Below are 22,369 nucleotides of genomic sequence, written 5' to 3'. Positions count from 1 at the left end.
AGAGGCCGTACGCGGCCGTCAGAACTGGCTGTGCGCCGCCGTGGCGGGATCGCCGCCGATGCGGTCCCCGGTCTCGAGGGCGCTGATCGCCTCGATCTCGCCCTGGCCGAGGGTGAGGGCCGCGGCGGCGAGGTTCTCCCGCATGCGCGCGGGCGTGGCAGTCTTCGGGATGACGATGGTCCCCTGCGCGAGATGCCACGCGAGCACGGCCTGCGCCGGGGTGGCCCCGTGCGCGGAGGCGGCCGCCAGCACCGCTCCCGCGCCCAGATCCGCACCCTGCCCGAGCGGGCTGTACGCCTCGACCGCGATCCCGTGCTCTCGGCTCGCGGCCGCCAGGCTGCGCTGCTGGAACGTCGGGTGGAGCTCGATCTGGTTCACAGCTGGCGTCACGCGCGCCGATGCGAGGAGCGTCTCGAGGTGCTCGGCCAGGAAGTTCGAGACCCCGATCGCGCGGGCCCGGCGCCCCGCGTAGACCTCCTCGAGGGACTGCCACGCCGAGACGTAGAGCCCTTGGGATGGAACCGGCCAGTGGATCAGGTAGAGGTCCACGTAGTCGAGACCGAGGGCCGCGAGGCTGTCCTCGAACGCCTCGCGTGCCCTGCCCTGGTCGCCGTTGCGGAGCTTGGTGGTGATGAAGAGCTGTTCGCGTGGGATCCCCGAGGCGGCGATCGCGGCACCGACCCCGGCCTCGTTGCGGTAGGCCGCGGCCGTGTCGATGTGCCGGTACCCCGCGGCGAGCGCCTCCTCGACCACGCGCTGGGTCTCCTCCGGCGGGACCTGGAAGACCCCGAAGCCGAGCTGGGGGATCTCCACGCCGTTGTTGAGGGTGACGGTCGGGACGGTGATGTCGGACAGGTTGGGCATGTGCCTACCTCTTTCTCGGTGCTCTCGGGTTCTTCTCGGCGTCTGCTAGCAGCACGCGGCGTCCGCGCACGACGGCGCGCGGCGGGCGTGCGCCGTCGTCCACGGCTCGGGTTCCACCCACCACGCGGCGCGGTGGAGCGCCGTCGCGAGCCATGCCCGGGTGGCCGCGCCCCGCGAGGGGCGGTCGCGGCCGTCGTCGACGGTGGGGGCGTCCGGGAGCGCGCTGCGGCTCTCCGCGTTCCAGGTGGGGATGATGAGGGCAAGGGCGATCGACGCCGTGTGTTCCATGGTCCTTCTTCTTCCTCGGGTGTGCGCCTTCAACGCTATGCGGGCGCGCCCGTGGTGTCAGCGGAGGAGCCGGGCCCGTTCTTCCTAGGAGTGGCAGTCCTACCCTCGCCGTGGAAACGCCGCGGCGGGCGGGACCAGAATAGAAGGCATGGGTCAGAGCGCGGAGTTCGGACGGTTCCTCAAGGCCATGCGTGCGCGGATCGCGCCGGAGGAGGCGGGGCTGCCGGCGCCCTCTGCCGCGCGACGTGTCCCCGGGCTGCGGCGCGAGGAGATCGCGCTCATGGCCGGGGTGAGCACGGACTACTACACGCGGCTCGAGCAGGGGCGGAACATCCACCCCTCGCGGTCTGTGCTGGACAGCGTGGCCAGGGCCCTGCGCCTCGACGAGGCCGAGCGGGCGCACATGATCGATTTGCTCGAGCACTGCGCGAAGTCGCAGCGGGCTCCTGTGCCGAGACCGTGCGCCCGGCCCTGCGGCAGCTCCTCGACGCCGTGGGCGCCGTGCCGGCCCTCGTGCTCGGCCGCCGCACCGATGTGCTCGCGGGGAACCGGCTCGCCTACCTGCTGCTCGCGGACTTCCCGGCCCTGCCCGCGGCCGAGCGCAACCTCACGCGCTGGATCATCCTGGACCCGGCGGCGCGGGAGCTGTTCACCGACTGGCACTCTGTGGCAGCGGAGGCTGCCGGAGCACTGCGGGTGGACATCGGCCGGCACCCCAACGATCCGCAGGCCAACCAGCTGGTGGGTGATCTCGCGGTCCACAGCGAGGACTTCCGGCAGTGGTGGGCCGGCCACCGGGTGGTCACGACGCACGCGGGCACGCTGCGGATGCACCATCCGGTGGTCGGCGACCTCGAGCTGACCTTCGAGGACCTGGCCCCGCGGCATGACCCGGACCAGACGCTGCGCGTGTTCACGGCGGCGACCGGTTCGCCGTCCGCGGACTCCCTCGCGCTGCTCGGGAGCTTCGGGGCCGAGGGCCCGTCCGCTGACGAGGCAACGGAGCGTCCGGCGACGCGCAGACGGACCTGAGTCCCCCGCCGGCGCCGCCGATTTGTACTGACCGGTCAGTCTTCCTAGAATTGAGAGCATGCTTTCAGTTCGTGGCCTCCGCGTGGCCGGGCGGCACAGCGACCTCGTCCCTCCCACCTCATTCGAGGCCCATCGGGGCGAACTCGTCCTCATCCGTGCGGACGGCCGGGAGCACCGCACGGCCCTCGCCCTCGCCGCCTCGGGCCGCCTCGCGCCGAACGCCGGAACGGCGGTGTGGGGCGCCGGGGCGGGCACCGCGAAGAAGGACCTCCGGGCACTGCGGCGGGCGAGCGCCGTCGTCGACTCCCCACAGATCAACGAGGCCGAGCTCCACCTCAGGGTCAGGGACCTCGTGGCCGAGGACCTTGCCCTGCTCCCCCGCCGCCACCGCGGCCCGATCAGCGCGGAGGCCTGGCTCACGGTCAACGCCTTCCAGGACGTCGCGGAGCACTGGGCCCAGGACCTCCCCGCCTCCCGCCGCACGGAGCTGCTGACGTCGATCGCCCTCGCGAACCCCGAGACCGAGCTCCTGGTCCTCGACTCCCCGGACCGCCACTCGGACGACCCGCACGACTGGCTCCCCTTCCTCGCGGCGACGGCCGCGCGCCCGGGGCGACCGCTCGCCGTCGTGGGCGTGGTGGCCGCGCTCCCGCCGGAGTGGACCGGACCTGCCGCGGTCGTCGGCAATTCGCTGCGGGGTGACCTCAGCGCCGCACCGGGTGACCTCGGCGCCGCACCGGGTGGCCGCGCGCTGGCCGAGGAGGTGCTCGCGTGACGGTCCTGCGCCTCGCCCGCTCCGAGCTCAAGCGGATGACCCACGGCCTCCTGCCCAAGCTCACCATCCTGGCGCTCGTGACGGTGCCGCTCCTGTACGGCGCCGTCTACCTGTACGCGAACTGGGACCCGTACAAGAACATGAGCCAGATCCCCGCCGCCCTCGTGGTCGAGGACCGCGGCGCCGACGCAGCCGACGGCACCCACCTGGACGCGGGGAACGAGGTGGCCCAGACCCTCGTGGACGGGCGCCTCTTCGACTGGCATCGGGTGGGCAGCGCCGCCGAGGCGGACGAGGGTGTGCGGAACGGCACGTACGGCTTCGAGCTGGCCCTCCCGGCGGACTTCTCCTCGAACCTCGTCTCCCCGGAGGCCTTCGACTCCGCCAGGCAGGCCATGCTCAAGGTCACCACCAACGACGCCAACAACTACCTCCTGAGCACCATCGTGGACAAGGTCACCACCGCGGTCCACGACTCCGTCGCGAAGCAGGTGGGCACCGAGACGGCCTCCAGGCTCCTCACCGGCTACGGCGTGATCCACGCCCAGCTCGCCACGGCGGCAGACGGCGCGACGAAGCTCGCCTCGGGCCTCGACGAGCTCGCGGCCGGATCGACGCAGCTCGCGGACGGCGCGTCGCAGCTGCACTCGGGCGCCGACCAGCTCGTAGCGGGCCAGATGCAGCTGCGCGACGGGGCCAACCAGCTCGTGGCCGGCCAGACCCGGCTGCGCGATGGCGCCAACCAGCTCTCGGCCGGCTCCGCCCAGCTCGCCTCCGGGCTCGACCAGCTGCGCGACACGACCGCTGGCCTGCCCGCGGGCACCCAGCAGCTCGCCGGCGGCGCCGCCCAGGTGGCTGCCGGCAACGCCGCGCTGAACGAGAAGGTCCAGACCGCAGTCGGCGCAGTGGACGCCGCGGACGCCGCACTCCAGGGCCAGGTCAAGGACGCGGCGGCGCACCTCGTCGCCAACGGGGTCCTCACGCAGGCCCAGGCGGACAAGATCGTGGCGGACGTCGCGGCGGCGCAGTCCTCCGCCGCGGTGACGGACGCCCGCACCCAGCTCCATGCCGCGGCCGGGCAGGTCCAGCAGCTCGCGGACGGCTCCCAGAAGGTGTCCGACGGCGCCGCGCAACTCGCAGCGGGCATGCCGGCGCTCACCTCGGCGATCGGGCAGGCGGACGACGGCGCGCACCAGCTCGCGTCGGGGGCCTCACAGCTCGCGTCGGGGCAACAGGCGGCCCTCGACGGCGCCGAGAAGCTCGCGGACGGCGAGCAGATCGCCATCGACGATGCCCAGAGGCTCCGCGACGGCGCGGGCCAGCTCGACACGGGCGCGGCCCAGCTCAGGGACGGCGCGGCGCGGGCCGACGACGGCGGGCACCAGCTCGCGTCCGGCCTCACCGAGGGCGCGGGGAGGGTCCCGAACCCGTCGGCGCAGCAGGTCGCGGGCGTCTCGAACGTCATGGGCGACCCCGTCGCGATCGACCACGCCTCCCAGACCAAGGCGGCCTCCTACGGCGCGGGCCTCGCCCCGTTCTTCCTCTCGCTCGCGATGTGGGTGGGCATCTTCATGCTCATGCAGGCCATGCGCCCGTTCACGGTCCGCGCGCTCGCCTCGAACGCCCCGCCGTGGAAGATTGCACTCGGCGGCTGGCTGCCGTTCGCGGTGGTCGCGGCGGTCCAGGCGACGCTGCTGACCACTGTGGTGGACTTCGCGCTCGGCCTCGAACCGGCGCATCCTCTGCTCATGTGGCTGTTCCTGGCGCTGGGAGGGATCGCGTTCAGCGCGATCATCCACGGGATCGTGGCGCTGCTGGGCACGTCCGGGAAGTTCGTGGTGCTGATCCTGCTGATCCTGCAGCTCGTCTCCTCGGGCGGGACGTTCCCGTGGCAGATGACCCCGGAACCGTTCCAGCTGGCCCACCAGGCTCTGCCGATGGGGTACGTGGTCCAGGGCATGCGCCACCTCATCTACGGCGGCGACCTCTCAGGGATCCTGCCGACGGTCACGGGCCTGATCGGCTACACGCTCCTGGGCGGCCTGCTGAACTTCGTGGGCACCCGCAAGAACATGACCTGGCGGCTCAAGACGCTCCAGCCCGAAATCTCAGTGTGAGGACCGCGTGACGCCATGAGCACCCGGACAGAGGCGACCCGCCAGAAGCTCTTCGTCGCCGCGATGGGGCTGATCGGCCAGCGCGGCGCGGCGGCCGTGACCGTGGACGAGATCGCCGCGGCCGCCGGCGTGGCGAAGGGAACCGTCTACTACAACTTCGGCAGCAAGAACGAGCTCGTCGCGCAGCTCCTCCGGCACGGCATGGCGCTGCTCATGGAAGCCCTCGGCCCCGCGGATCTGGCCGCGGCGCACGACGCCGGCGCCGCACCGGACGCGCTCGGCTCGCCGCTCGCCCGGGTCCGCGAGATGGTGGCGAGCGCGCTGCGCTTCATCGAGGCCTACCCCTCGTTCGTGCGGCTGTGGATGGGCGAGCAGTGGCGCCCCGACGGCACGTGGCAGCCCGTGCTCGCCGCCATGCGGGCGGACGTGCTCGGGGTGATCCGCGCTGCCCTCGCGCGCGTTGCCGAGGAGTCGCCGCTCCGTCCCGGGCAGGACCTCGACGTGCTCGCGACGGCCCTGTTCGGAGCCTCGTTCGTCGTGGGGATGGATCGGGTCTCGTCGGCCCCGGCCAAGCCGCTGGGCCCGGCGGTCGAGGCGATCGTCGGGCTCGCAGCGGGGGCGTTCTCCGGCTGAGCTCGACGCACCCGGGCACACCCGGGACACGCCATCCCATGAGTCACTCCAGTAACACTGATAACTGGAGAAACTCCTGTCACACTGGGGGTATGGCCTCCCGTTTTCTCCCCCTGCGTCGAAGCGCCCAGGCGACGCTCTGGGCCGCTGGCGCGGCCGCCGTCCTGAGCGTGGTCGCGGCCGCGACGCTCGACGGCGGGACGGCGACCCTCGCCCTCATCGCTGCAGGGGGCTTCGTGGCATGCGCCCTGTACGCCGTCCTGGGCATGTCCCGCTACGTCGTTGCGGCCATCGCATGCGTGAGCTCCGCGCTCGCGATCGGCGCGGCGCTCGCATTCCTGAGGATGCTGGGCCTCGCGTGGGACCAGGATCCGAACTCCGTCACGACGGTCTCCAGCCAGGACGCCGATCCGTACTTCTTCGGCGCCGTGGCTGCCACGGGCTTCACGTTGGCCGTGCTGCTCGTCGGCGCGGCGTGGCCGCAGCCCCGACGGACTCCTCCCCGCCGCCGCCCCACCGCCGGCTCGACTGTGGTCCGCCCCCGCCGGGCGCCGTCGTCCGTGCCGAAGAAGCCGGGCACGGCGAGGAAGCCAGGCCCGGCAAGGAAGCCGGTCCCGGCGGCGCGGTACGCCCAGATCACCGTGCGGCGGGTGCCCGTGGGAGCCCGGCTGGGGGTCAGCGCTTCTTCGCGCGGGGCACGGCGAAGCTGACGAGGCGGGCGTCCTGCCCGTCGAGCTCGGCCCACGGCGTCTCGGTCTCGAGGACCGCGAGGCCGGTGGTCGGGAAGTGGGTCGCGGCGTCCATGTACGCGTCCTGATCGGAATCGCGGGAGGCGAGCCGCAGCGCAAGGTCCTGCACACCGGGCATGTGCGAGACGATCAGCAGGGAGCGCACCGACTCGGGCACGTGATTCACCACGGCGAGCATCCGCGACGCGCTCGCGGCGTACAGGCCGGACTCGAGCTTGGGCGTGGGGGCCTTGTCGCCGAGCGCCTCGCACACCCACGTGGTGGTCTGGCGGGTCCGCAGGGCAGTCGAGCAGAGGATGAAGTCCGGGATGAACCCGTGCTTGACAAGCCACTTCCCCGCTTCCGGGGCGTCCGCGTGGCCCCGCTCGGCGAGGGGCCGGTCCGCATCCGCGACCCCCTCGGGCCATGCCGCCTTCGAGTGGCGCAGGACGATGAGGTGCTTGAGGTGATGCTTGCTCACGTCCCTAGCCTACGGGGACCCGGGGCTCCGCGGGGCTGCGGCCTCCCGCACGCCGGCGGCGCGAGCGCCGTCCTAGATGGAGTACTCCGGCGCGGCCCAGACGATGACCTCGGGGTGCTCGTAGAAGCGGTAGCCCTGGCCGCGGACCGTGCGGACGGTGTTGGCGAGGCGGCCGAGCTTGGAGCGCAGGCGGCGGATGTGCACGTCAATGGTGCGCTCGTTCGGGATCTCCTCGGCGTTCTTCCAGAGGCTCTCGAGCAGCTCGTCGCGGCTCACCGTGCGCGTGCCGTTCTCGACGAGGTAGTTCAGGAGCTCGAACTCCTTGAACGTCAGGTTGAGCGTCTCGCCGTCGAGGTGGACCTCGCGCCGGGCGAGGTCGATGAGCACGCCGGACGGGCGAGAGTCAGCCACTGCCGCGGGGCGCGGTTCGGGGCGCTGCTGGCGGCTGGCCACGGTGGGGTCGCCGAACGTCGAGCGCACCACATCCAGCGACGAGCCGGGGGCGTCCGCGGGGGCGACGGCGACGGCGGCGTAGCTCTCGATGCCCTCCACGAGGTTCTGCGCGTGGGCCCGGATCTCCTGGGCGATGCGGGCGATCGACGTGCCAGCAGCGGCGGCCTGCTGCTCGGACAGGCCCACGTAGACCACGAAGCCGTGGGCCACGTTGTCGGCGGGCACGGCACGCACTGCCTCGGCGCCGGGCTGGATCACCGGGGTCGGAGCCGTCAGCGGGCTGTGGTCCTCGACGGGGCGGAACGGCTGGGCGGGATGCAGCGCCGTGGGGGCGCCAGACTGGTAGGCCTCGGGCTGGGCGCCGAAGCGCGAGCCGAACGGCTGGCGGTGCCCAGCCTGCTGGGCCTTCTGGGCATTGCGGACGGAGATGTGGACGTAGCCGGATGCAACAGACATGAAGGGAACCTCGAGAGAACTAGCCGTGACGGCTTCGAATGCGGAGCTGAGACGCCCGCGTGACGGATAGTGCCCGACGCTGGGCGGCGAAAAGACGTGCGCTGAATGCTGGGGTGGTGCAGTTAGCTCGACATTCGACAGCAGTACATAGACCGCCCGGCGGGTGTGCCGGCGAGTCGTTCTGCGGCTGCAGGTGCTGCTGAGTCTTTGTTCACACACCGAGTGTGTCCCGTAACAATGGCTACAGGCAAGTAACAATGTGCCATCAGTCTCAGGATGTGAGACAGACGGTGGTGATTGTGACGAGCATCACGATTCGGCAGAGTCACGATGTGAACGCATATTTTCAGATCTTGGGGTCTCAGGGAGTCCTTCTTCCGAAGGATATTCGACGAGATCGCCCCGACCGTCCCAGCGGACGCCCCGTGACAGACGTCTCAGCATCCGAACGTGACTCGACAGGGCCCGTCAGGCGGGCGTAAGGCGATTGGACATCTCCCGCTCCACTGCGCTAGTCACGCGGGGGAATCCTCCAAATCCGCCGTTATCCAAATGTGACAATGCCGAGATCTTCCCGTAGGGTGGTCGGGTGCCCTCCCCACGGTGGGCAACCCCTGGGCCTTGTCCGCCGAGCTCTGCCGACGCGTCTGGGAGGAAATGCAAGGCAGAGACGGAGGACCCACCAGCGGCTGCGCCCGCTCGTCACGAGCGTGTGGTGCAAGCCTCGGGGTGAAGCCCAGGCCGCGAGGCCGGCCGGATGACTCTCATCCGAACCCGACAGCTAACTTCGCAGGCGCCAACGAGAGGCCCTACCGCTTTGAGCAAGACCCCTGCCCGCGATGCCGCACGCCCTCATGGCCGCCGTCGCTCCGTGTCCACCAACCCGTCTGCCCTGGCCCGCGTGGCAGCAAAGGCCGGACTCAAGTCCGGCGGTGACCGCTTCGGCCACCGCAGCGCCGTCGTCGCGCTCTCGCTCGGGCTCCTCGCCGTCGCCGGCGGCGGGGCGGCAGCCACTGCCAACGCGACGGACCTGGCACGCACCTCGGCTGTGACGCCGTCCAACTCCGCGGTCTCCGTCTCCGCGGACCCGTCGGAGAAGTCCGTGCTCGCCTCCGCCGCCGCGGACGCCCGGATCGCGGCCGCCGAGCAGGTCGCGACGGACAAGGCCGCCGCGGACAAGGCGGCTGCCGACAAGGCGACGGCAGACCAGGCCGCCGCCCAGAAGGCCGCCGCCGACAAGGCCGCGGCAGACCAGGCCGCCGCCCAGAAGGCCGCAGCCGCCCCGCCGCAGGCCGTCAACGACCCGGCCGGCGCCCAGGCCTACGCCGCGAGCCGCCTCGCCGCGTTCGGCTGGGGCCAGGACCAGATGAGCGCGCTCATCACGCTGTGGAACAAGGAGTCCGACTGGACCACCACGGCCACGAACGCCTCGAGCGGCGCCTACGGCATCGCGCAGTCCCTCCCGGCCGGCAAGATGGCCACTTCCGGCGCAGACTGGCAGACCAGCTACAAGACCCAGATCGAGTGGGGCCTCGGCTACATCAAGGACCGCTACGGCTCCCCCGCCGCCGCCCTCGCGTGGCACCTCGCCCACAACTGGTACTGAGAGCCGCCTCGCCCAACGCCGCATCAGGACATGCCGCAGAGACCTGATCTCTGCAGCATGTCCTGATGGCGTGTTGCGGAAGGGGTGACGCACGACGGCGCCGCTCGCCCCACGCTCGAGGCGGTCGGCGCCGTCGTGCGGGCGTGGGGCCGGCCCGGCGCATCAGCCGCGCCCGGCGATGGCCAGGGCGAGCAGCGCGAGGAGCGGGAGCGCGCCCTGGACAGCGGACGCGCGGAGCCTGGTGCGGTCGCTGAGCAGCAGGACGATCGACGCGGCGAGCATCGAGCCGCACGCCCCGACGAGGAGGGCGCGGGCGGCCTGGTGGAACGCCGGCCCCCACAGCAGCAGGCTGGCGCCCACGAGCGCGCCGAGCGCAAGGAACAGGTTGTAGAAGCCCTGGTTGAAGGCGAGGAGCCGGGTGGTCTCCGCCTCCTCCCGGCTGCGCAGGCCGAACGTGCGCATCGTCGAAGGCCGGGTCCACCGGAAGGACTCGAGCACGAAGATGTACACGTGCAGCGCGCCGGCCAGCGCGGCGAGGACGGCTGAGGCGATGAGCATGGCGTCAGCCTATGCTCACCGCCTCAGCCCGGCCGGTGCCACGCGGGGACCCTGCATGGGCCACTTCTTACGGGTCAGTTGGTGCTGGACCCGCTGCTGGTTCCCTGGATCAGGATGGTCTGCGCCGCAAGACCGTCCTTGAGCGCGGAGACCGTGACGGTCTGGCCCTGCGCGAGGGTAGCGGACTGCTGGGTGCCGCCGGTGCCGCCCTGGCCCCGTGCGCCGCGCGCAGCGTACTGGGTCGAGGACGAGAGCGCGTAGGTCTGCTCGAACCCGTCAGTGCTCTTCACCGTGACCGACTGCCCCGCGGCCGCCGTCACCGTACCGGTCTGCTCCACCATCGTCACGGTCGCGTTGTCCCGCACGACGACGAACTCGCCGTGCAGCACCTCGCCCATCATGCCGACGCCCAGTCCACCGGCGCCGAAGCCCTGGCCCCGGGTACCGCCCTGGGCGCCGAAGCCCTGGCCGTTGGTGCCGTTCTGGCCGGCCTGGCCGCCGCGGCCGTTCGCCCCGGTGAAGCCGTTCACCGAGTTGGCCGAGTTCGCCGAGTTCGCTGAGTTCGCCGACGTGGCAGCCCATACCGCCGCGCCCGCACCGCCGGCGATCACGACGGCGACGGCGCCCGCTGCGAGGCCCTTCTGCGTGGTACTCAGTCCGCGCCACCGGGCCCCCGCGGATCGCTGGCCCTGGTACACCGGAGGGGGCGCGCCCCAGCCGCCGGGCTGCTGGCCCCCGTTCGGCTGCCGGTACTGGCCGGGCTGCTGGGGATAGAGCTGCTCGGGGAGGGCCTGCTGCTGAGGTGCGCCCCAGCCCTGCGCGGGCTGACCCTCCTGCTGAGGTGCGCCCCACCCCTGGGCGGGCTGACTGCCCGGGTGCTGCGCGGCGTCGTGCGTCCCCGGCTCGGCGGGTGCGGCGGGCACCGTCGCGGCAACCGTCGGCTGGGGGACTGTCTGGCCGGACTCGCCGGGCTGCGGGGAAAGGGGCGGCTCGTGGTGGGCCATCGGATCCTCCTGGGATGAGAGAAGTTCTGACTCCAGCGTTCGCGTGGATCCTGTGGCGACGCTGTGCCGCCCTCCTGCGCCGACTGTGACGGGCGTACGCTGGCGTCCACAGGCCGCTCACAGCGTCCGCTCAGGCTCGGGCTACTTCTCACAGGGAGGCTGGAACCATGGCAAGCCCCTTCTCCACCAACAACCTGCCGGCCCTCACCCACCCGGACGGCACGCCGATCCGCGCCCTCGTGGTGGACGACGAGCCGAGCCTGTCCGAGCTCATGAGCATGGGCCTGAGGATGACAGGCTGGAGCGTGCAGGTCGCGGCTGACGGGCCATCCGCCGTCAAGGCCGCGAGGGAATTTCGGCCGGACGTGCTCGTGCTGGACGTCATGATGCCTGGGTTCGACGGCGTCGAGGCGCTCACGCGCATCCGCCAGTTCCTCCCGGAGGTCCCCGCGCTGTTCCTCACCGCGAAGGACGCGGTCGAGGACCGCATCACCGGCCTCGCGGCCGGCGGTGACGACTACGTCACCAAGCCGTTCAGCATGGAGGAGGTCATGCTCCGACTCCACCGGCTCGTGCAGCGCTCGGGCGTGGCGGCGCAGGACGACGCCGAGCTCGTGGTCGGCGACCTCGTCCTGAACACGGACACGCGGGAGGTGACCCGCGGCGGCGAGGACATCCAGCTCACCGCGACCCAGTTCGAGCTCCTGCGCTACCTCATGGAGAACCCCAAGCGCGTGGTCAGCAAGTCCCAGATCCTCGACCGCGTCTGGCAATACGATTTCGGCGGGCAGGCGAACATCGTCGAGCTCTACATCTCCTACCTCCGCAAGAAGATCGACGTGGACCGTGCCCCCATGATCCACACCGTCCGAGGTGCCGGGTATGTCATCAAACCTGCAGACGCGTGACGCAACAGTTGAAGGAAGCATGACCATGAGTAAGCTCTCGGGCGCGGAGCCGCGCACCGGGCGCAGCTGGCTCCACCCGGACACGTGGCACCTCCGCACCAAGCTCGTCGCCGTGACGACGCTCCTCCTGGTGGGCATCTGCACCGTGGTCGGGACGGTCCTCTACGCGAGCATGGACCGCGTCCTCACCCAGCAGCTCGACAGCCAGCTCGCCCAGGCGAGCCACCGCGCGGCCGAGTTCAGCACCCCGACCTCGGGCACCCCGCGGCGCAACCCGATCGAGGCCCCCGGCCAGGGAGCGGGGACGCTCAATGCGCGGATCAGCAACAGCGTGCTCGTGACGAGCAGCCTCATCACCTCGGACGGGAAGGTCGCCTCCCCCACCGCGTCCGACGCCGCGCAGCTGGCTTCCGTGCCTGTCTCGGCCGGCGCGTCGGGAACCGGGAGGCCAGGCGCCGACGAGCTCACACCCGTGGACCGCAAGCTGAGTGTCGGGACCTACCGCCTGGTCGCCGTGCAGACCGAGTACGGGGACGTCGTGGTCACGGGGCTCCCCATGGCCGCCACCGAGGCCACGCTCGGCTCCCTCGTGCTCACCACGGTCATCGTCTCGCTCGGGGGGCTCGTGCTCGTGGGGCTGCTTGGCACGATGATCATCCGGCGCACCATGAAGCCGCTCGACCAGCTCTCGCGCGTGGCGGGTCAGGTTGCGCAGCTGCCGCTCGACGCCGGCGAGGTCGCCCTCGCGGTGCGGGTGCCGGCGTCGGCCGCGAACCCCGGCACCGAGGTGGGCCAGGTGGGCAACGCGCTCAACCGGATGCTGGACAACGTCGCCGGCGCGCTCGAGGCGCGGCAGGCGTCCGAGATGAAGGTGCGGCAGTTCGTCGCGGACGCCTCGCACGAGCTGCGCACGCCGCTGACCGCGATCCGCGGATACACGGACATGCTGCGGCTCACGGAGCCGCTGACGGACCAGGGCGCGGAGTCGCTCGGGCGGGTGGAGACGCAGTCCCTGCGGATGTCACGGCTCGTCGAGGACCTCCTGACGCTCGCCCGGCTCGACGAGGGCCAGCCGCTCAAGCGCGGGCCCGTGGACCTCACGCAGCTGGTCGTGGAGACCGTGACGGACCAGAAGGTCATCGCTCCGGACCACGTCTGGCGGCTCGAGATCCCCGAGGAGCCGCTCGAGATCACGGCCGACGGCGCGAAGCTGCACCAGGTGCTCGTGAACCTGCTCAGCAACGCGCGCAAGCACACCCCCGCGGGGACCACCGTGACGGCGTCCGCTGGGCGCTCGGCCCGGGGAGAGGCCGTGCTCACCGTGACGGACGACGGCCCGGGCATCCCCGCCGACCTGCAGCGCACGGTCTTCTCGCGGTTCACGCGCGCGGACAAGGCGCGCACGGCCGGCGGCGAGGGGTCCACGGGGCTGGGGCTCTCGATCGTGGACGCGATCGTAAAAGCCCACGGCGGCACGATCGACCTCACGTCCCGGCCCGGGCGGACCGAGTTCGCGGTGTACCTGCCGGCCACGCCGGCACCGGCCCCGGCACCCGCTCCGGCCCCGGCCGCTTAGGGCGGATGCGGGCGCACTGACCGCTCGCTGGCGGCAGGCCCTGCCCGGCATGGCAGGCCGTGGCGCCGGCCTGCTGTGCCGGTCACGGCCTCCTGTGCCGGTCACGGCCTGCTGTGGCGGTTTCCCCCAGCCTCGGCGCGCGGCTCGCGCCGGCCCAGCTAGGTCATCGACGCGGGCTGACCGGTCGGTGCCGGCTCCGCCTCGTGGACGCTGCGCCGGGTGGCCATGAAGACGCCCGCCAGCACGAGCACTGCCCCCAGCCCGATGAGCGGCGTGAGCGGGTCGCCGTGCAGGCTCACCCCGAGCGCGAGGGCCACCACGGGGTTGACGTACGCGATCGCCGTCGCGCGCGCGGGGCCGGCGTCCGCGATGAGGCGGAAGAAGAGCAGGAACGCGACCGCCGTGCACAGGAGCCCCAGCAGTGCGAGCGATCCGATCGCGAGCCCCGACGGGACCCGGGTGGGCCAGGACATCGCGGCGAACGGCGCGGAGATGAGTGCCGCGATGGTCAGGCACGCGGCGGTCATGGGCAGTGCGGGCACATCCCGCAGCTTCGTCGCGGCGATCTGGGGCGCCACCGCGTAGCCGACGGCCACGAGCATCATCTCGATCACCGGCCAGGGACCGGACGCCTCCATGCCGCCTCCGCCGAGGGCCGCGACGCCGGCAACAGCCACCACTAGTCCCCCGATCCGTAGCGGGCCGATCCGCTTCTCGAGCCCGATGATCCGCGCCACCACGAGCGCGAGCACCGGCGCGAACGCGATGAGGAGCCCGGCGAGCGAGCTCGTGATGAACCGCTCGGCGTCGCTGAGCAGGAACCACGGCCCCACCATCTCCAGCAGCGCGAACGCGAGCACGGGCCAGCGGTGCTCCCACACCGCGCGCATCCCGCGCCGTGCGAACGGCAGAAGCACGACGGCGCCGATCGCCGTCCGCGCGAACACCACCACGGCGGGGCTCACCTCGGCGACCGCCTGGCTGATGAGCAGGTACGGCACGCCCCAGATGAGGCTCATGGCCACGAAGAGGATCCAGGCGCGGCGGCTCATGCGGGGATCACCCGCACGGCAATGGTGTGCATCACGGGGCCACTCTATGCCCGCCCTCCGACGCTGGAGAACGATTCGTGCCATGCCGAATCCTCCCGCCGAAATGGGGGCCTTGCCCGCCGAGGTGGGGGCCTTGCCCGCCGAAATGCGGGCGTGTGAGCACGAGATCGGGCCCCCGATGCCGGGGTCGGGTCCTCGGGGCCTGGCCGACCCATGACCGCCTCCGGCTCGACGACGGCACCTCGCTCGTGCCGCACACCCCGCCCACCCTCACAGCCGCGCCACAGCCGCGCGCAAGGACCGTCCAAAGCTATCCCGCGAGAGTCATTACATGACGCTCACGGATCCCACCCTCACGGACACCTCCGGTGCCCCAGCCACCGGTGCAGGCGAGCCGACCGCGCTGGCGGGCGGCGACGTCGTGCGTCCCGCAGACCAGGCGGCCCACAGCCACCCGCTCCTCCGACCGGGCACCGCGATCGACACGGCCGCGCTCGACGCCGCAGGGATCCCAGTCCTGGACGTCACCATCCCGGTGTACAACGAGGAGAAGGACCTCGAGGAGTGCGTCCGCCGCCTCCATGCGCATCTGTCGCGCGCGTTCGAGCATGGCTTCCGCATCACGATCGCGGACAATGCCTCGACGGACACGACCCTGCGGGTGGCCGAGCGGCTCGCGAGGGAGCTTCCCGAGATCCGCGCCGTGCACCTCGAGCAGAAGGGCCGCGGCAACGCGCTGCGCAGGGTATGGCTCGCCTCCGACGCGCCGGTCCTGGCGTACATGGACGTGGACCTCTCCACGGATCTGGCCGCGCTCGGCCCCCTCGTGGCCCCGCTCCTCTCGGGGCATTCGGACCTCGCGATCGGCACCCGGCTGGCCCGGACGTCCCGGGTGATCCGCGGGCCGAAACGGGAGTTCGTCTCCCGCTCCTACAACTTCCTCCTGCACTCCCTCATGGGGGCCGGGTTCTCCGACGCGCAGTGCGGCTTCAAGGCGATCCGCGCGGACGTGGCCCAGCAGCTCCTGCCCCACACGCTGGACACGGCGTGGTTCTTCGACACCGAGCTGCTCGTCCTGGCCGAGCGCTGCGGCCTGCGCTGCCACGAGGTCCCGGTGGACTGGACCGACGATCCGGACTCGAAGGTCGACGTCCTGCGCACGGCCCTCGATGATCTCCGCGGGATGTACCGGCTGACGCAGGACATGGCCCGCGGCCGGATCCCCCTCGCCGAGCTGCGCGCGGCGCTCGCTCGCGGGCCGCTGCCCGCCCGCGAGCGCACGGCCGAGGCCGGCCGGCGCCAGAGCCTGTTCGGCCAGCTCGCGCGGTTCGGCGCGATCGGTGTCGCCTCGACCCTCGCGTACGCGGCGCTGTTCCTCCTGGGCCGCGAGTTCATGGACGCCCAGGCCGCGAACTTCGTGGCGCTCCTCATCACGGCCGTGGCGAACACCGCCGCGAACCGGCGCTTCACGTTCGGGGTGCTCGGCGCGGAACGGCTCGGCCGGCACCACGTCGAGGGGCTCCTGGTCTTCGGGATCGGGTGGGCGCTCACGGCGGGCGCGCTCGCATGGATGCACACGCTCGCCGACCCGGCCAGGTGGCTCGAGCTCGCCGTGCTCATCGTCGCGAACCTGGCCGCGACCGCCGTCAAGTTCCTGCTCTTCCGGCACTGGGTGTTCCGCCGGCGGGCGTGACCCGTCTGACGTGACCCCCAGAAGCTGACTCCCAGAAGCTGACTCCCAGAACGTGACCCCCAGAAGGGCTTCGACCATGACGACCTCCCTCACCCCCGACACGGGCACCGCGCCTTCCCCCGCCCGAGGTGAGCGCACGACGTCGGCCACCTCCCGGCGTCGTGCGCTCACCTGGGGCAGCGGCAAACTCGGATGGCGCCGCCTCGCGTTCGGCGAGGACCAGCCGCGGTGGGTGCGCCCGTCCGCGTTCTCCCTCGTCGTCGCGTCCGGGTTCCTGTACCTGTGGAACCTGACCAACTCGGGCTGGGCGAACGAGTTCTACGCCGCCGCCATCCAGGCTGGCAGCAAGAACTGGACCGCGTGGTTCTTCGGCTCGCTCGACGCCGGCAACGCGATCACCGTGGACAAGCCCCCCGCAGCCTTCTGGATCCCCGGCCTGCTGGGCCGCCTCTTCGGCTTCAGCTCGTTCACGATGCTCCTGCCCGAGGCACTCATGGGCGTCGCATCCGTGGCGCTGCTGTACGCCGCGGTGAAGCGCGTGAGCGGTCCGGCGGCGGGACTCATCGCGGGTGGCGCACTCGCGGCCACCCCGGTCGCGGCGCTCATGTTCCGATTCAACAACCCGGACGCGATGCTCACGCTCTGCCTCGTCCTCGCCGCCTACATGACGGTCCGGGCGATCGAGAAGGCGGGCTGGAGGTGGCTCGCCGGCGCGGGCGCGCTCCTGGGGCTCGCGTTCCTGACCAAGATGCTCGCCGGGCTCATCGTCGTCCCCGCATTGGCGCTGGCCTACCTGTGGGCCGCACCCACCACGCTGCGCCGGCGCATCGTGCACCTGCTCGGCGCGCTCGGCGGCCTCGTTGCCGTCTCCGGCGCGTACATCCTCGCGTTCACTCTCACCCCCACGAGCGTCCGCCCCTACATGGCGGGCTCGCAGACCAACAGCTTCCTCGAGCTCACGTTCGGGTACAACGGGCTCTCGCGCATCTTCGGCAACCGCGGCGGGTTCGGCGGCGCGGTACGCGACCGGGCGGCCGACGCCGGAGCTGCCGCCGGCGGCGGATTCGCTGACGCCGGTGCCGCCGCCGGCGGATTCCCGGGCGGCACCCTCGCGGGCGGCGGCCCCGGCAGCGGGGGCAACTCGATGTTCGGCGGATCCGCCGGTCTGACGCGCATGTTCGGCTCGAGCTTCGGCACCGAGATCTCCTGGCTCCTGCCCGCGGCGCTCATCCTGCTCGTGGCCGGGCTATGGTTCACCCGCGGTGCGGTGCGGACGGACCGCGTGCGGGCCTCCCTCATCATCTGGGGCGGCTGGACCGTGCTCACCGCCGCAGTGTTCAGCTTCATGACCGGGACCGTGCACCCGTACTACGCGATCGCGCTCGCACCGGGCATCGCCGGGGTGGTGGGGATCGGCGCGGCCGAGCTGTGGCGCGGCCGGGCATACTGGCCCTCGCGGATCGTGCTCGCAGTGGCGGTGCTCGGCACGAGCGTGTGGACCGCCGTGCTGCTCGGCGGCTACGCCAACTGGCTGCCGTGGCTGCGCGTGGTCATCGTGGTCCTCGGGGTCCTCGCGGCCGCCGGGCTCCTCGTCCGGGTCGACATGCTGCGTGCCCCTCGCCTGCAGGCCGGCCGGTTCCATCTCGGGGCCGTCGCCCTGGCCGTGACCGCAGTCCTCGCGGGCGGCCTGGGCACGACGGCGTTCACCATCGCCACCGCGTCCGTGGGCCACAGCGGCGCAATCCCCACGTCCGGCCCATCGGGTTCAGGCGGGTTCGGCGCCCGAGGCGCAGCGTTCACGCAGTTCAGGGACCGCACCGGCGCCCAGGCTGACGGCGGCGCGCAGGCCGGCGGACAGACCGGCCAGGCCCAGGGCTTCGGCGGCGGCCAGGGCGGCCCGGGTGGTGGCGCCGCGGCGTCGCCCGAGCTGGTCGCGCTCCTGCAGGCCACCACCACGAAGTGGTCCGCGGCCACGAACGGCTCCAATTCGGCCGCATCCCTCGAGCTCGCGTCCAACACCAACGTGATCGCGATGGGCGGCTTCACCGGCAGCGACCCGTACCCGAGCCTCGACGAGTTCAAGGCCATGGTCGCCAACGGCCAAGTCACCTACTACATCGCGGGCGGCGGCATGGGTGGCGGCTTCGGTGGCCAGGGCCGAAGCGACACCTCGGCGATCACCCAGTGGGTGGAGGCCAACTTCCAGGCGCAGACCGTCGGCTCCACCACCGTCTACAAGCTGGTGGGATGATGGCAGGCACCCTGGGCTTCGACTCCGCTGAACTCGGCTCGACCACGCTGGAGGCCCAGACGGCGTCATCCCCCCGCCGTCTGGGAGTCACCTCCCGGAGGTCACGTGCCGCAAGTGCAGCCGGTACCGTCCGGCGGCGGGCGGAGCTCGCCGCCGTGCTCGTGGCCATCGGAGCGCTGTACCTCTGGAACCTGGCAGCCAACGGCTGGGCCAATGCCTTCTACTCGGCCGCCGCGCAGGCCGGCAGCCAGAACTGGGAGGCGTTCTTCTTCGGGTCCTCCGACGCTGGGAACTCCATCACGGTGGACAAGCCGCCGGCCTCGCTGTGGATCGTCGACCTCTCCGTGAAGGCGTTCGGGCTCAACTCGTGGTCCATCCTCGTCCCCGAGGTGCTCATGGGCGTGGGCACAGCCTGGATCCTCTACCTGGCGGTCCGTCGGGCCGTCCGCCCGGCGACCGGCAGCGATGCGACCGCGCACGGCGCGGGGCTCGTCGCCGCCGTCGTGCTCGCGCTGACCCCCGTCGCCGCGCTCATGTTCCGGTTCAACAACCCGGACGCGCTCCTCGTGCTGCTCATGACCGCGGCCGGGTACGCAACCGTCCGGTCCATCCAGGACGGGAAGGCGCGGTGGCTCGTCGCCGCTGGCGTGCTGCTCGGGTTCGGCTTCCTGACCAAGCAGCTGCAGGTGCTGCTCGTGGTGCCGGGCTTCGCGCTCGCGTACCTGTGGGCCGCACCGCACCGGCTCACGCGGCGGCTCGCGCACCTCGCGGCCGCGCTCGGCGCGATGGTCGTCGCGGCCGGATGGTGGATCCTCGCGGTGGAGCTCACGCCGGCGAGCGCACGGCCGTTCATCGGCGGCTCGCAGACCAACTCGATCCTCGAGCTCACGTTCGGCTACAACGGGCTCGGCCGGCTCGACGGCACCGAGGTCGGCTCCGTGGGCGGCGGCAACGGCTGGGGACAGCCCGGGCTCTCGCGCCTGTTCTCCGACTCGTTCGGCGGGCAGATCGCGTGGCTGCTGCCCTCCGCGCTGATCGTCGGTGCGGCGATCCTCTGGGTGGGCCGCCGTGCACCGCGCACCGACGCGGTCCGTGCATCCGTCATCGCGTGGGGCGCGTGGATCCTCGTCACGGGCCTGACGTTCAGCCTCATGGCAGGCATCATCCACGAGTACTACACGGTGGCGCTGGCCCCGGGCATCGCCGCGCTCGCCGGGATCGGCGGCGGCATCCTGTGGCATCGCCGCCACGCGGCGTTCGAGGCCGTGGCCCTCGCGGCGGCCGTCCTCGCCGCCGGCATCACGGGCGCGGTGCTGCTCGGCCGCGCCTCGGGCTTCGTGCCGTGGCTGGGGTGGGCCGTGGTGGCGGCCTCCGTCCTGGCCGGCCTCGGCGTTCTGGCCAGCGGGTTCCGCACGCGCCTCGCCCCGAGCTGGGCCGGACCGCCCGCACGCACGACGGCGGCACTCGCCCTCGTCGCGGCCCTCGCCGGGCCCTTCGCGTTCACGCTCCAGACGGTCTCGACGTCACACACCGGCGCGATCGTCACCGCAGGCCCGTCCTCCGGGTTCGGCCCCGGCCGCGGTGGGTTCGGCGGCCAGCGGCAGTTCATCCAGGGCCAGCTCGGCCAGGGCAACACCGGCCCCGCGGCCGGCGGGTTCGGCCAGCAGGGCCCGGGCCAAGGCGGCTTCGGCGGTGCGGGGGGCCGCGGAGGTGCCGGCGGGCTCCTGGGCGCGGCCACGCCGTCGTCCGACCTCGTCGCCGCCCTCGAGACCGACTCCGCCGCCTACACGTGGGCCGCGGCCGTGGTGGGCTCCAACAACGCTGCCGGATACCAGCTCGCGTCCGGGCTCCCGGTCATGGCCCTCGGCGGATTCAACGGGACCGACCCCTCCCCCACGCTCGCGCAGTTCCAGGAGCTCGTCGCCCAGCACAGGGTGCACTGGTTCATCGCCGCGAACCTCATGCAGGGCAATTCCGGCTCCGACGCGGCCCGCCAGATCGCGGCGTGGGTCGAGGCGAACTTCACCGCCCAGACCATCGGCGGGGCCGCCGTCTACGAGCTGGGGTGAGGCCTGCCGGGCGATGTCTGAGAATTCCCCACGGGGATGTCGAGAATGTCGCGCCCGCTCCGACGTACCGTCGAGGCACGGACACGTGCCCGATCCGACGGCAGAGACGAGGAGCACCATGAAGTACGTCATCCTGATCCATTCGAACCCGCAGCCGTGGGGCCACCCGACCTCGGACTTCGTGCCCGAGCACCAGCAGCTCCCGGAGGAGGAGCGCTCGCGTCTGGGCAAGGCGTTCGACGACGCGCTTGCCGAGATGATGGAGCGCGGCGAGTTCGTGCACGCTGAGGCGCTCGGGCATCCCGGCAGCTCGCGGCTGTTCCGCTGGCGGGGCGGCGACCGCGTGGTGACCGACGGGCCTTACGCCGAGGGGAAGGAGCACCTTGCCGGCTTCTTCCTCATCGACGTCGAAGGCCAGGACCGCGCGGAGGAGATCGCCCGGGCGTTCAGCGGGCCCGGGGAATCCGTCGAGCTGCGCCCGGTGATGTCCGTCGGCGCGGACTGAGCGCATGATGCCCGGCCTCGAGGACGTGTGGCGGACCGAACTGCCGCACGTCCTCGCCGCGCTCACCCGCCGCTACGGGCGCTTCGCGGACTGCGAGGACGCGGCCCAGCTGGCCCTCATCGCGGCGGCCGAGCAGTGGCCCCGCGACGGGGTGCCTGAACAGCCGCGGGCATGGCTCCTGCGGGTCGCGTCGCGGCGGCTCGTGGACGGGCTCAGGAGCGAGGGCGCGCGCCGGGCCCGTGAGGACGCGGCGGCCCGGGGCGCCTGGGCCGAGGATCCCCTGCCCGCGCAGCCCGACGACGCCCTGCAGCTCATGGTCCTGTGCTGCCATCCCGCCCTCTCCCGGTCCTCGCAGGTGGCGCTCACCCTCAGGGCCGTCGCGGGCCTGACAACCGCCCAGATCGCCGCCGGGTTCCTCGTGCCCGAGGCGACCATGGCACAGCGGATCAGCCGTGCGAAGACCGCTCTCGCGAGGTCCGGAGCACGGTTCGCGCCGCCGCGGCCCGAAGACCTCCCCGGCCGGCTCCTCGCCGTCCGCCACGCGGTCTCGCTGCTCTTCACCGAGGGGCACCTGCGCAGCGCGGGGGCCGAAGCGATGAGCGCCCCGTTCGCAGCGGAGGCGATCGCCCTGGCCCGCGAGCTGTTCGCCCAGGCCCCCAGCGACCCGGAGAACGCAGGCCTGCTCGCGCTCCTCGTCCTCACCCACGCGCGGGCCGCAGCCCGGGTAGACGGGCGCGGCGACCTGGTCCCGCTCGCGGACCAGGATCGCGCCCTGTGGGACAGGAACCTGATCCTCGAGGGAGTCAGCCTGCTCGAGGAGGCCCTCCCGCGCGGCTACGTGGGCGAGTTCCAGCTGCAGGCGGCGATCGCGGCCGTCCACGCCGAGGCCGCGACGGCGGGCGATACCGACTGGCCCCAGATCCTCGAGCTCTACCGGATGCTCGAGGCCGTGGCGCCGTCCGCGGCCACCACCATCGGGGTGGCCGCCGCCACAGCGGAGGCCGAGGGCCTGGAGGCGGGGCTCATGGTGCTCAGAGCCGTCGACGACGAGCGCAACCACCGCGTGCACGCCGTGCGAGGCCACCTGCTGGCTCGCCTCGGCGACGCCGACGGGGCCCGTGCCGCCTTCGAGAGGGCCGCGCAGCTCACCCGCAGCATCCCGGAGCAGCGGTACCTTCACCGCGTCGCGGCGGAGCTGCCGCCGGGCGCCGGGTGAGCGGGGCCGGTCCCGCTCACCGACCGCCGAGCCGGCGCACGACGCCGCGCGGAACCTCCCGCCGTGGGCGCGGCCCTGCCGCAACGACGTCTCTGGCGGCTACC

The 22,369-nt window shown here is 72.4% G+C and carries 20 protein-coding genes, 1 pseudogene and 1 riboswitch; of the genes and pseudogenes, 14 read left to right on the top strand and 7 right to left on the bottom strand.

Annotated features, from left to right (window positions below; all coding sequences use genetic code 11):
* Positions 1-18: 18 nt before the first annotated feature.
* Both SCMU_RS03495 and SCMU_RS03490 read right to left on the bottom strand, forming a co-directional pair.
* Positions 19-864: an aldo/keto reductase gene (locus SCMU_RS03495; RefSeq protein ID WP_229231621.1), complete on the bottom strand. Its 846-nt coding sequence runs from the start codon at positions 862-864 to the stop codon at positions 19-21.
* 45 nt (positions 865-909) lie between these two features.
* Positions 910-1,152 (bottom strand): hypothetical protein, encoded by a 243-nt coding sequence (locus tag SCMU_RS03490; RefSeq protein ID WP_229231620.1) that lies wholly within the window; start codon positions 1,150-1,152, stop codon positions 910-912.
* Positions 1,153-1,300: 148 nt separating this feature from the next.
* Here SCMU_RS03490 and SCMU_RS03485 point away from each other — a divergent pair.
* From SCMU_RS03485 to SCMU_RS03460, 6 genes and pseudogenes are all read left to right on the top strand, one after another.
* Positions 1,301-1,495: pseudogene (locus tag SCMU_RS03485) on the top strand (helix-turn-helix domain-containing protein); the annotation flags it as partial.
* A gap of 116 nt (positions 1,496-1,611) precedes the next feature.
* Complete coding sequence (locus tag SCMU_RS03480; RefSeq protein WP_229231619.1) at positions 1,612-2,184, top strand: MmyB family transcriptional regulator; 573 nt, start codon at positions 1,612-1,614, stop codon at positions 2,182-2,184.
* A gap of 58 nt (positions 2,185-2,242) precedes the next feature.
* A complete protein-coding gene (locus SCMU_RS03475) occupies positions 2,243-2,959 on the top strand; it encodes a hypothetical protein (RefSeq protein ID WP_229231618.1) in 717 nt (238 codons plus the stop codon).
* A complete protein-coding gene (locus SCMU_RS03470) occupies positions 2,956-5,076 on the top strand; it encodes a YhgE/Pip domain-containing protein (protein WP_229231617.1) in 2,121 nt (706 codons plus the stop codon). The genes SCMU_RS03475 and SCMU_RS03470 overlap by 4 nt, the downstream gene beginning before the upstream one ends.
* A gap of 15 nt (positions 5,077-5,091) precedes the next feature.
* Complete coding sequence (locus SCMU_RS03465) at positions 5,092-5,709, top strand: TetR/AcrR family transcriptional regulator (protein WP_229231616.1); 618 nt, start codon at positions 5,092-5,094, stop codon at positions 5,707-5,709.
* A 92-nt stretch (positions 5,710-5,801) separates the two neighbouring features.
* A complete protein-coding gene (locus SCMU_RS03460; protein WP_229231615.1) occupies positions 5,802-6,419 on the top strand; it encodes a hypothetical protein in 618 nt (205 codons plus the stop codon).
* On the opposite strand, the gene SCMU_RS03455 is transcribed toward SCMU_RS03460, so the two are convergent.
* On the bottom strand, positions 6,385-6,918 hold the full coding sequence (locus tag SCMU_RS03455) for a SixA phosphatase family protein (RefSeq protein WP_229231614.1): 534 nt from the start codon (positions 6,916-6,918) through the stop codon (positions 6,385-6,387). The genes SCMU_RS03460 and SCMU_RS03455 overlap by 35 nt on opposite strands.
* Before the next feature lie 72 nt (positions 6,919-6,990).
* Entirely contained in the window at positions 6,991-7,827 is an 837-nt protein-coding gene (locus SCMU_RS03450; RefSeq protein ID WP_229231612.1) for a winged helix-turn-helix domain-containing protein, read from the bottom strand.
* 616 nt (positions 7,828-8,443) lie between these two features.
* A riboswitch (cyclic di-AMP (ydaO/yuaA leader) is annotated at positions 8,444-8,638 on the top strand.
* A gap of 60 nt (positions 8,639-8,698) precedes the next feature.
* On the opposite strand from SCMU_RS03450, the gene SCMU_RS03445 reads away from it, so the two are divergent.
* Positions 8,699-9,433 carry an aggregation-promoting factor C-terminal-like domain-containing protein gene (locus tag SCMU_RS03445; protein ID WP_229231611.1) on the top strand — a complete coding sequence of 245 codons (735 nt, stop codon included), beginning with the start codon at positions 8,699-8,701 and terminating at the stop codon, positions 9,431-9,433.
* Between the two features lie 162 nt (positions 9,434-9,595).
* Here the strand turns inward: SCMU_RS03445 and SCMU_RS03440 are convergent, their stop codons facing one another.
* A complete protein-coding gene (locus SCMU_RS03440; protein ID WP_229231610.1) occupies positions 9,596-9,991 on the bottom strand; it encodes a DUF1304 domain-containing protein in 396 nt (131 codons plus the stop codon).
* A 74-nt stretch (positions 9,992-10,065) separates the two neighbouring features.
* Positions 10,066-10,995 (bottom strand): hypothetical protein, encoded by a 930-nt coding sequence (locus SCMU_RS03435; protein ID WP_229231609.1) that lies wholly within the window; start codon positions 10,993-10,995, stop codon positions 10,066-10,068.
* 167 nt (positions 10,996-11,162) lie between these two features.
* Between SCMU_RS03435 and SCMU_RS03430 the strand changes: the two genes are divergently transcribed.
* Complete coding sequence (locus SCMU_RS03430) at positions 11,163-11,903, top strand: response regulator transcription factor (protein ID WP_229231608.1); 741 nt, start codon at positions 11,163-11,165, stop codon at positions 11,901-11,903.
* A 25-nt stretch (positions 11,904-11,928) separates the two neighbouring features.
* Complete coding sequence (locus SCMU_RS03425) at positions 11,929-13,479, top strand: sensor histidine kinase (RefSeq protein ID WP_371829649.1); 1,551 nt, start codon at positions 11,929-11,931, stop codon at positions 13,477-13,479.
* 158 nt (positions 13,480-13,637) lie between these two features.
* On the opposite strand, the gene SCMU_RS03420 is transcribed toward SCMU_RS03425, so the two are convergent.
* Entirely contained in the window at positions 13,638-14,531 is an 894-nt protein-coding gene (locus SCMU_RS03420; protein ID WP_229231606.1) for a DMT family transporter, read from the bottom strand.
* Between the two features lie 331 nt (positions 14,532-14,862).
* Here SCMU_RS03420 and SCMU_RS03415 point away from each other — a divergent pair, with 331 nt between their 5' ends.
* The 5 genes from SCMU_RS03415 (at position 14,863) to SCMU_RS03395 (ending at position 22,265) form a co-directional block, all read left to right on the top strand.
* Positions 14,863-16,224, top strand: coding sequence for a bifunctional glycosyltransferase family 2/GtrA family protein (locus SCMU_RS03415; protein WP_229231604.1), 1,362 nt, complete (start codon positions 14,863-14,865; stop codon positions 16,222-16,224).
* Positions 16,225-16,300: 76 nt separating this feature from the next.
* On the top strand, positions 16,301-18,475 hold the full coding sequence (locus SCMU_RS03410) for a glycosyltransferase family 39 protein (protein ID WP_229231603.1): 2,175 nt from the start codon (positions 16,301-16,303) through the stop codon (positions 18,473-18,475).
* On the top strand, positions 18,472-20,544 hold the full coding sequence (locus SCMU_RS03405) for an ArnT family glycosyltransferase (RefSeq protein ID WP_229231602.1): 2,073 nt from the start codon (positions 18,472-18,474) through the stop codon (positions 20,542-20,544). The genes SCMU_RS03410 and SCMU_RS03405 overlap by 4 nt, the downstream gene beginning before the upstream one ends.
* Before the next feature lie 118 nt (positions 20,545-20,662).
* Positions 20,663-21,049, top strand: a complete 387-nt coding sequence (locus SCMU_RS03400) for a YciI family protein (RefSeq protein ID WP_229231601.1) — start codon at positions 20,663-20,665, stop codon at positions 21,047-21,049.
* Between the two features lie 4 nt (positions 21,050-21,053).
* Positions 21,054-22,265, top strand: a complete 1,212-nt coding sequence (locus SCMU_RS03395; RefSeq protein WP_229231600.1) for an RNA polymerase sigma factor — start codon at positions 21,054-21,056, stop codon at positions 22,263-22,265.
* The last annotated feature ends 104 nt before the right edge of the window (positions 22,266-22,369 follow it).

Source organism: Sinomonas cyclohexanicum, from assembly GCF_020886775.1.
In the GTDB taxonomy this organism is placed as follows: domain Bacteria; phylum Actinomycetota; class Actinomycetes; order Actinomycetales; family Micrococcaceae; genus Sinomonas; species Sinomonas cyclohexanicum.
This window is presented reverse-complemented; position numbering and strand designations above follow the sequence as displayed.

Bases quoted from the DNA above. Each gene is read 5' to 3' on its own strand.
- SCMU_RS03440 (WP_229231610.1), bottom strand. From the start codon at position 9,991: ATGCTCATCGCCTCAGCCGTCCTCGCCGCGCTGGCCGGCGCGCTGCAC.
- SCMU_RS03400 (WP_229231601.1), top strand. From the start codon at position 20,663: ATGAAGTACGTCATCCTGATCCATTCGAACCCGCAGCCGTGGGGCCAC.
- SCMU_RS03490 (WP_229231620.1), bottom strand. From the start codon at position 1,152: ATGGAACACACGGCGTCGATCGCCCTTGCCCTCATCATCCCCACCTGG.
- SCMU_RS03495 (WP_229231621.1), bottom strand. From the start codon at position 864: ATGCCCAACCTGTCCGACATCACCGTCCCGACCGTCACCCTCAACAAC.
- SCMU_RS03435 (WP_229231609.1), bottom strand. From the start codon at position 10,995: ATGGCCCACCACGAGCCGCCCCTTTCCCCGCAGCCCGGCGAGTCCGGC.
- SCMU_RS03395 (WP_229231600.1), top strand. From the start codon at position 21,054: ATGATGCCCGGCCTCGAGGACGTGTGGCGGACCGAACTGCCGCACGTC.
- SCMU_RS03450 (WP_229231612.1), bottom strand. From the start codon at position 7,827: ATGTCTGTTGCATCCGGCTACGTCCACATCTCCGTCCGCAATGCCCAG.
- SCMU_RS03425 (WP_371829649.1), top strand. From the start codon at position 11,929: ATGAGTAAGCTCTCGGGCGCGGAGCCGCGCACCGGGCGCAGCTGGCTC.
- SCMU_RS03465 (WP_229231616.1), top strand. From the start codon at position 5,092: ATGAGCACCCGGACAGAGGCGACCCGCCAGAAGCTCTTCGTCGCCGCG.
- SCMU_RS03460 (WP_229231615.1), top strand. From the start codon at position 5,802: ATGGCCTCCCGTTTTCTCCCCCTGCGTCGAAGCGCCCAGGCGACGCTC.
- SCMU_RS03430 (WP_229231608.1), top strand. From the start codon at position 11,163: ATGGCAAGCCCCTTCTCCACCAACAACCTGCCGGCCCTCACCCACCCG.
- SCMU_RS03405 (WP_229231602.1), top strand. From the start codon at position 18,472: ATGATGGCAGGCACCCTGGGCTTCGACTCCGCTGAACTCGGCTCGACC.
- SCMU_RS03410 (WP_229231603.1), top strand. From the start codon at position 16,301: ATGACGACCTCCCTCACCCCCGACACGGGCACCGCGCCTTCCCCCGCC.
- SCMU_RS03475 (WP_229231618.1), top strand. From the start codon at position 2,243: ATGCTTTCAGTTCGTGGCCTCCGCGTGGCCGGGCGGCACAGCGACCTC.
- SCMU_RS03420 (WP_229231606.1), bottom strand. From the start codon at position 14,531: ATGAGCCGCCGCGCCTGGATCCTCTTCGTGGCCATGAGCCTCATCTGG.
- SCMU_RS03415 (WP_229231604.1), top strand. From the start codon at position 14,863: ATGACGCTCACGGATCCCACCCTCACGGACACCTCCGGTGCCCCAGCC.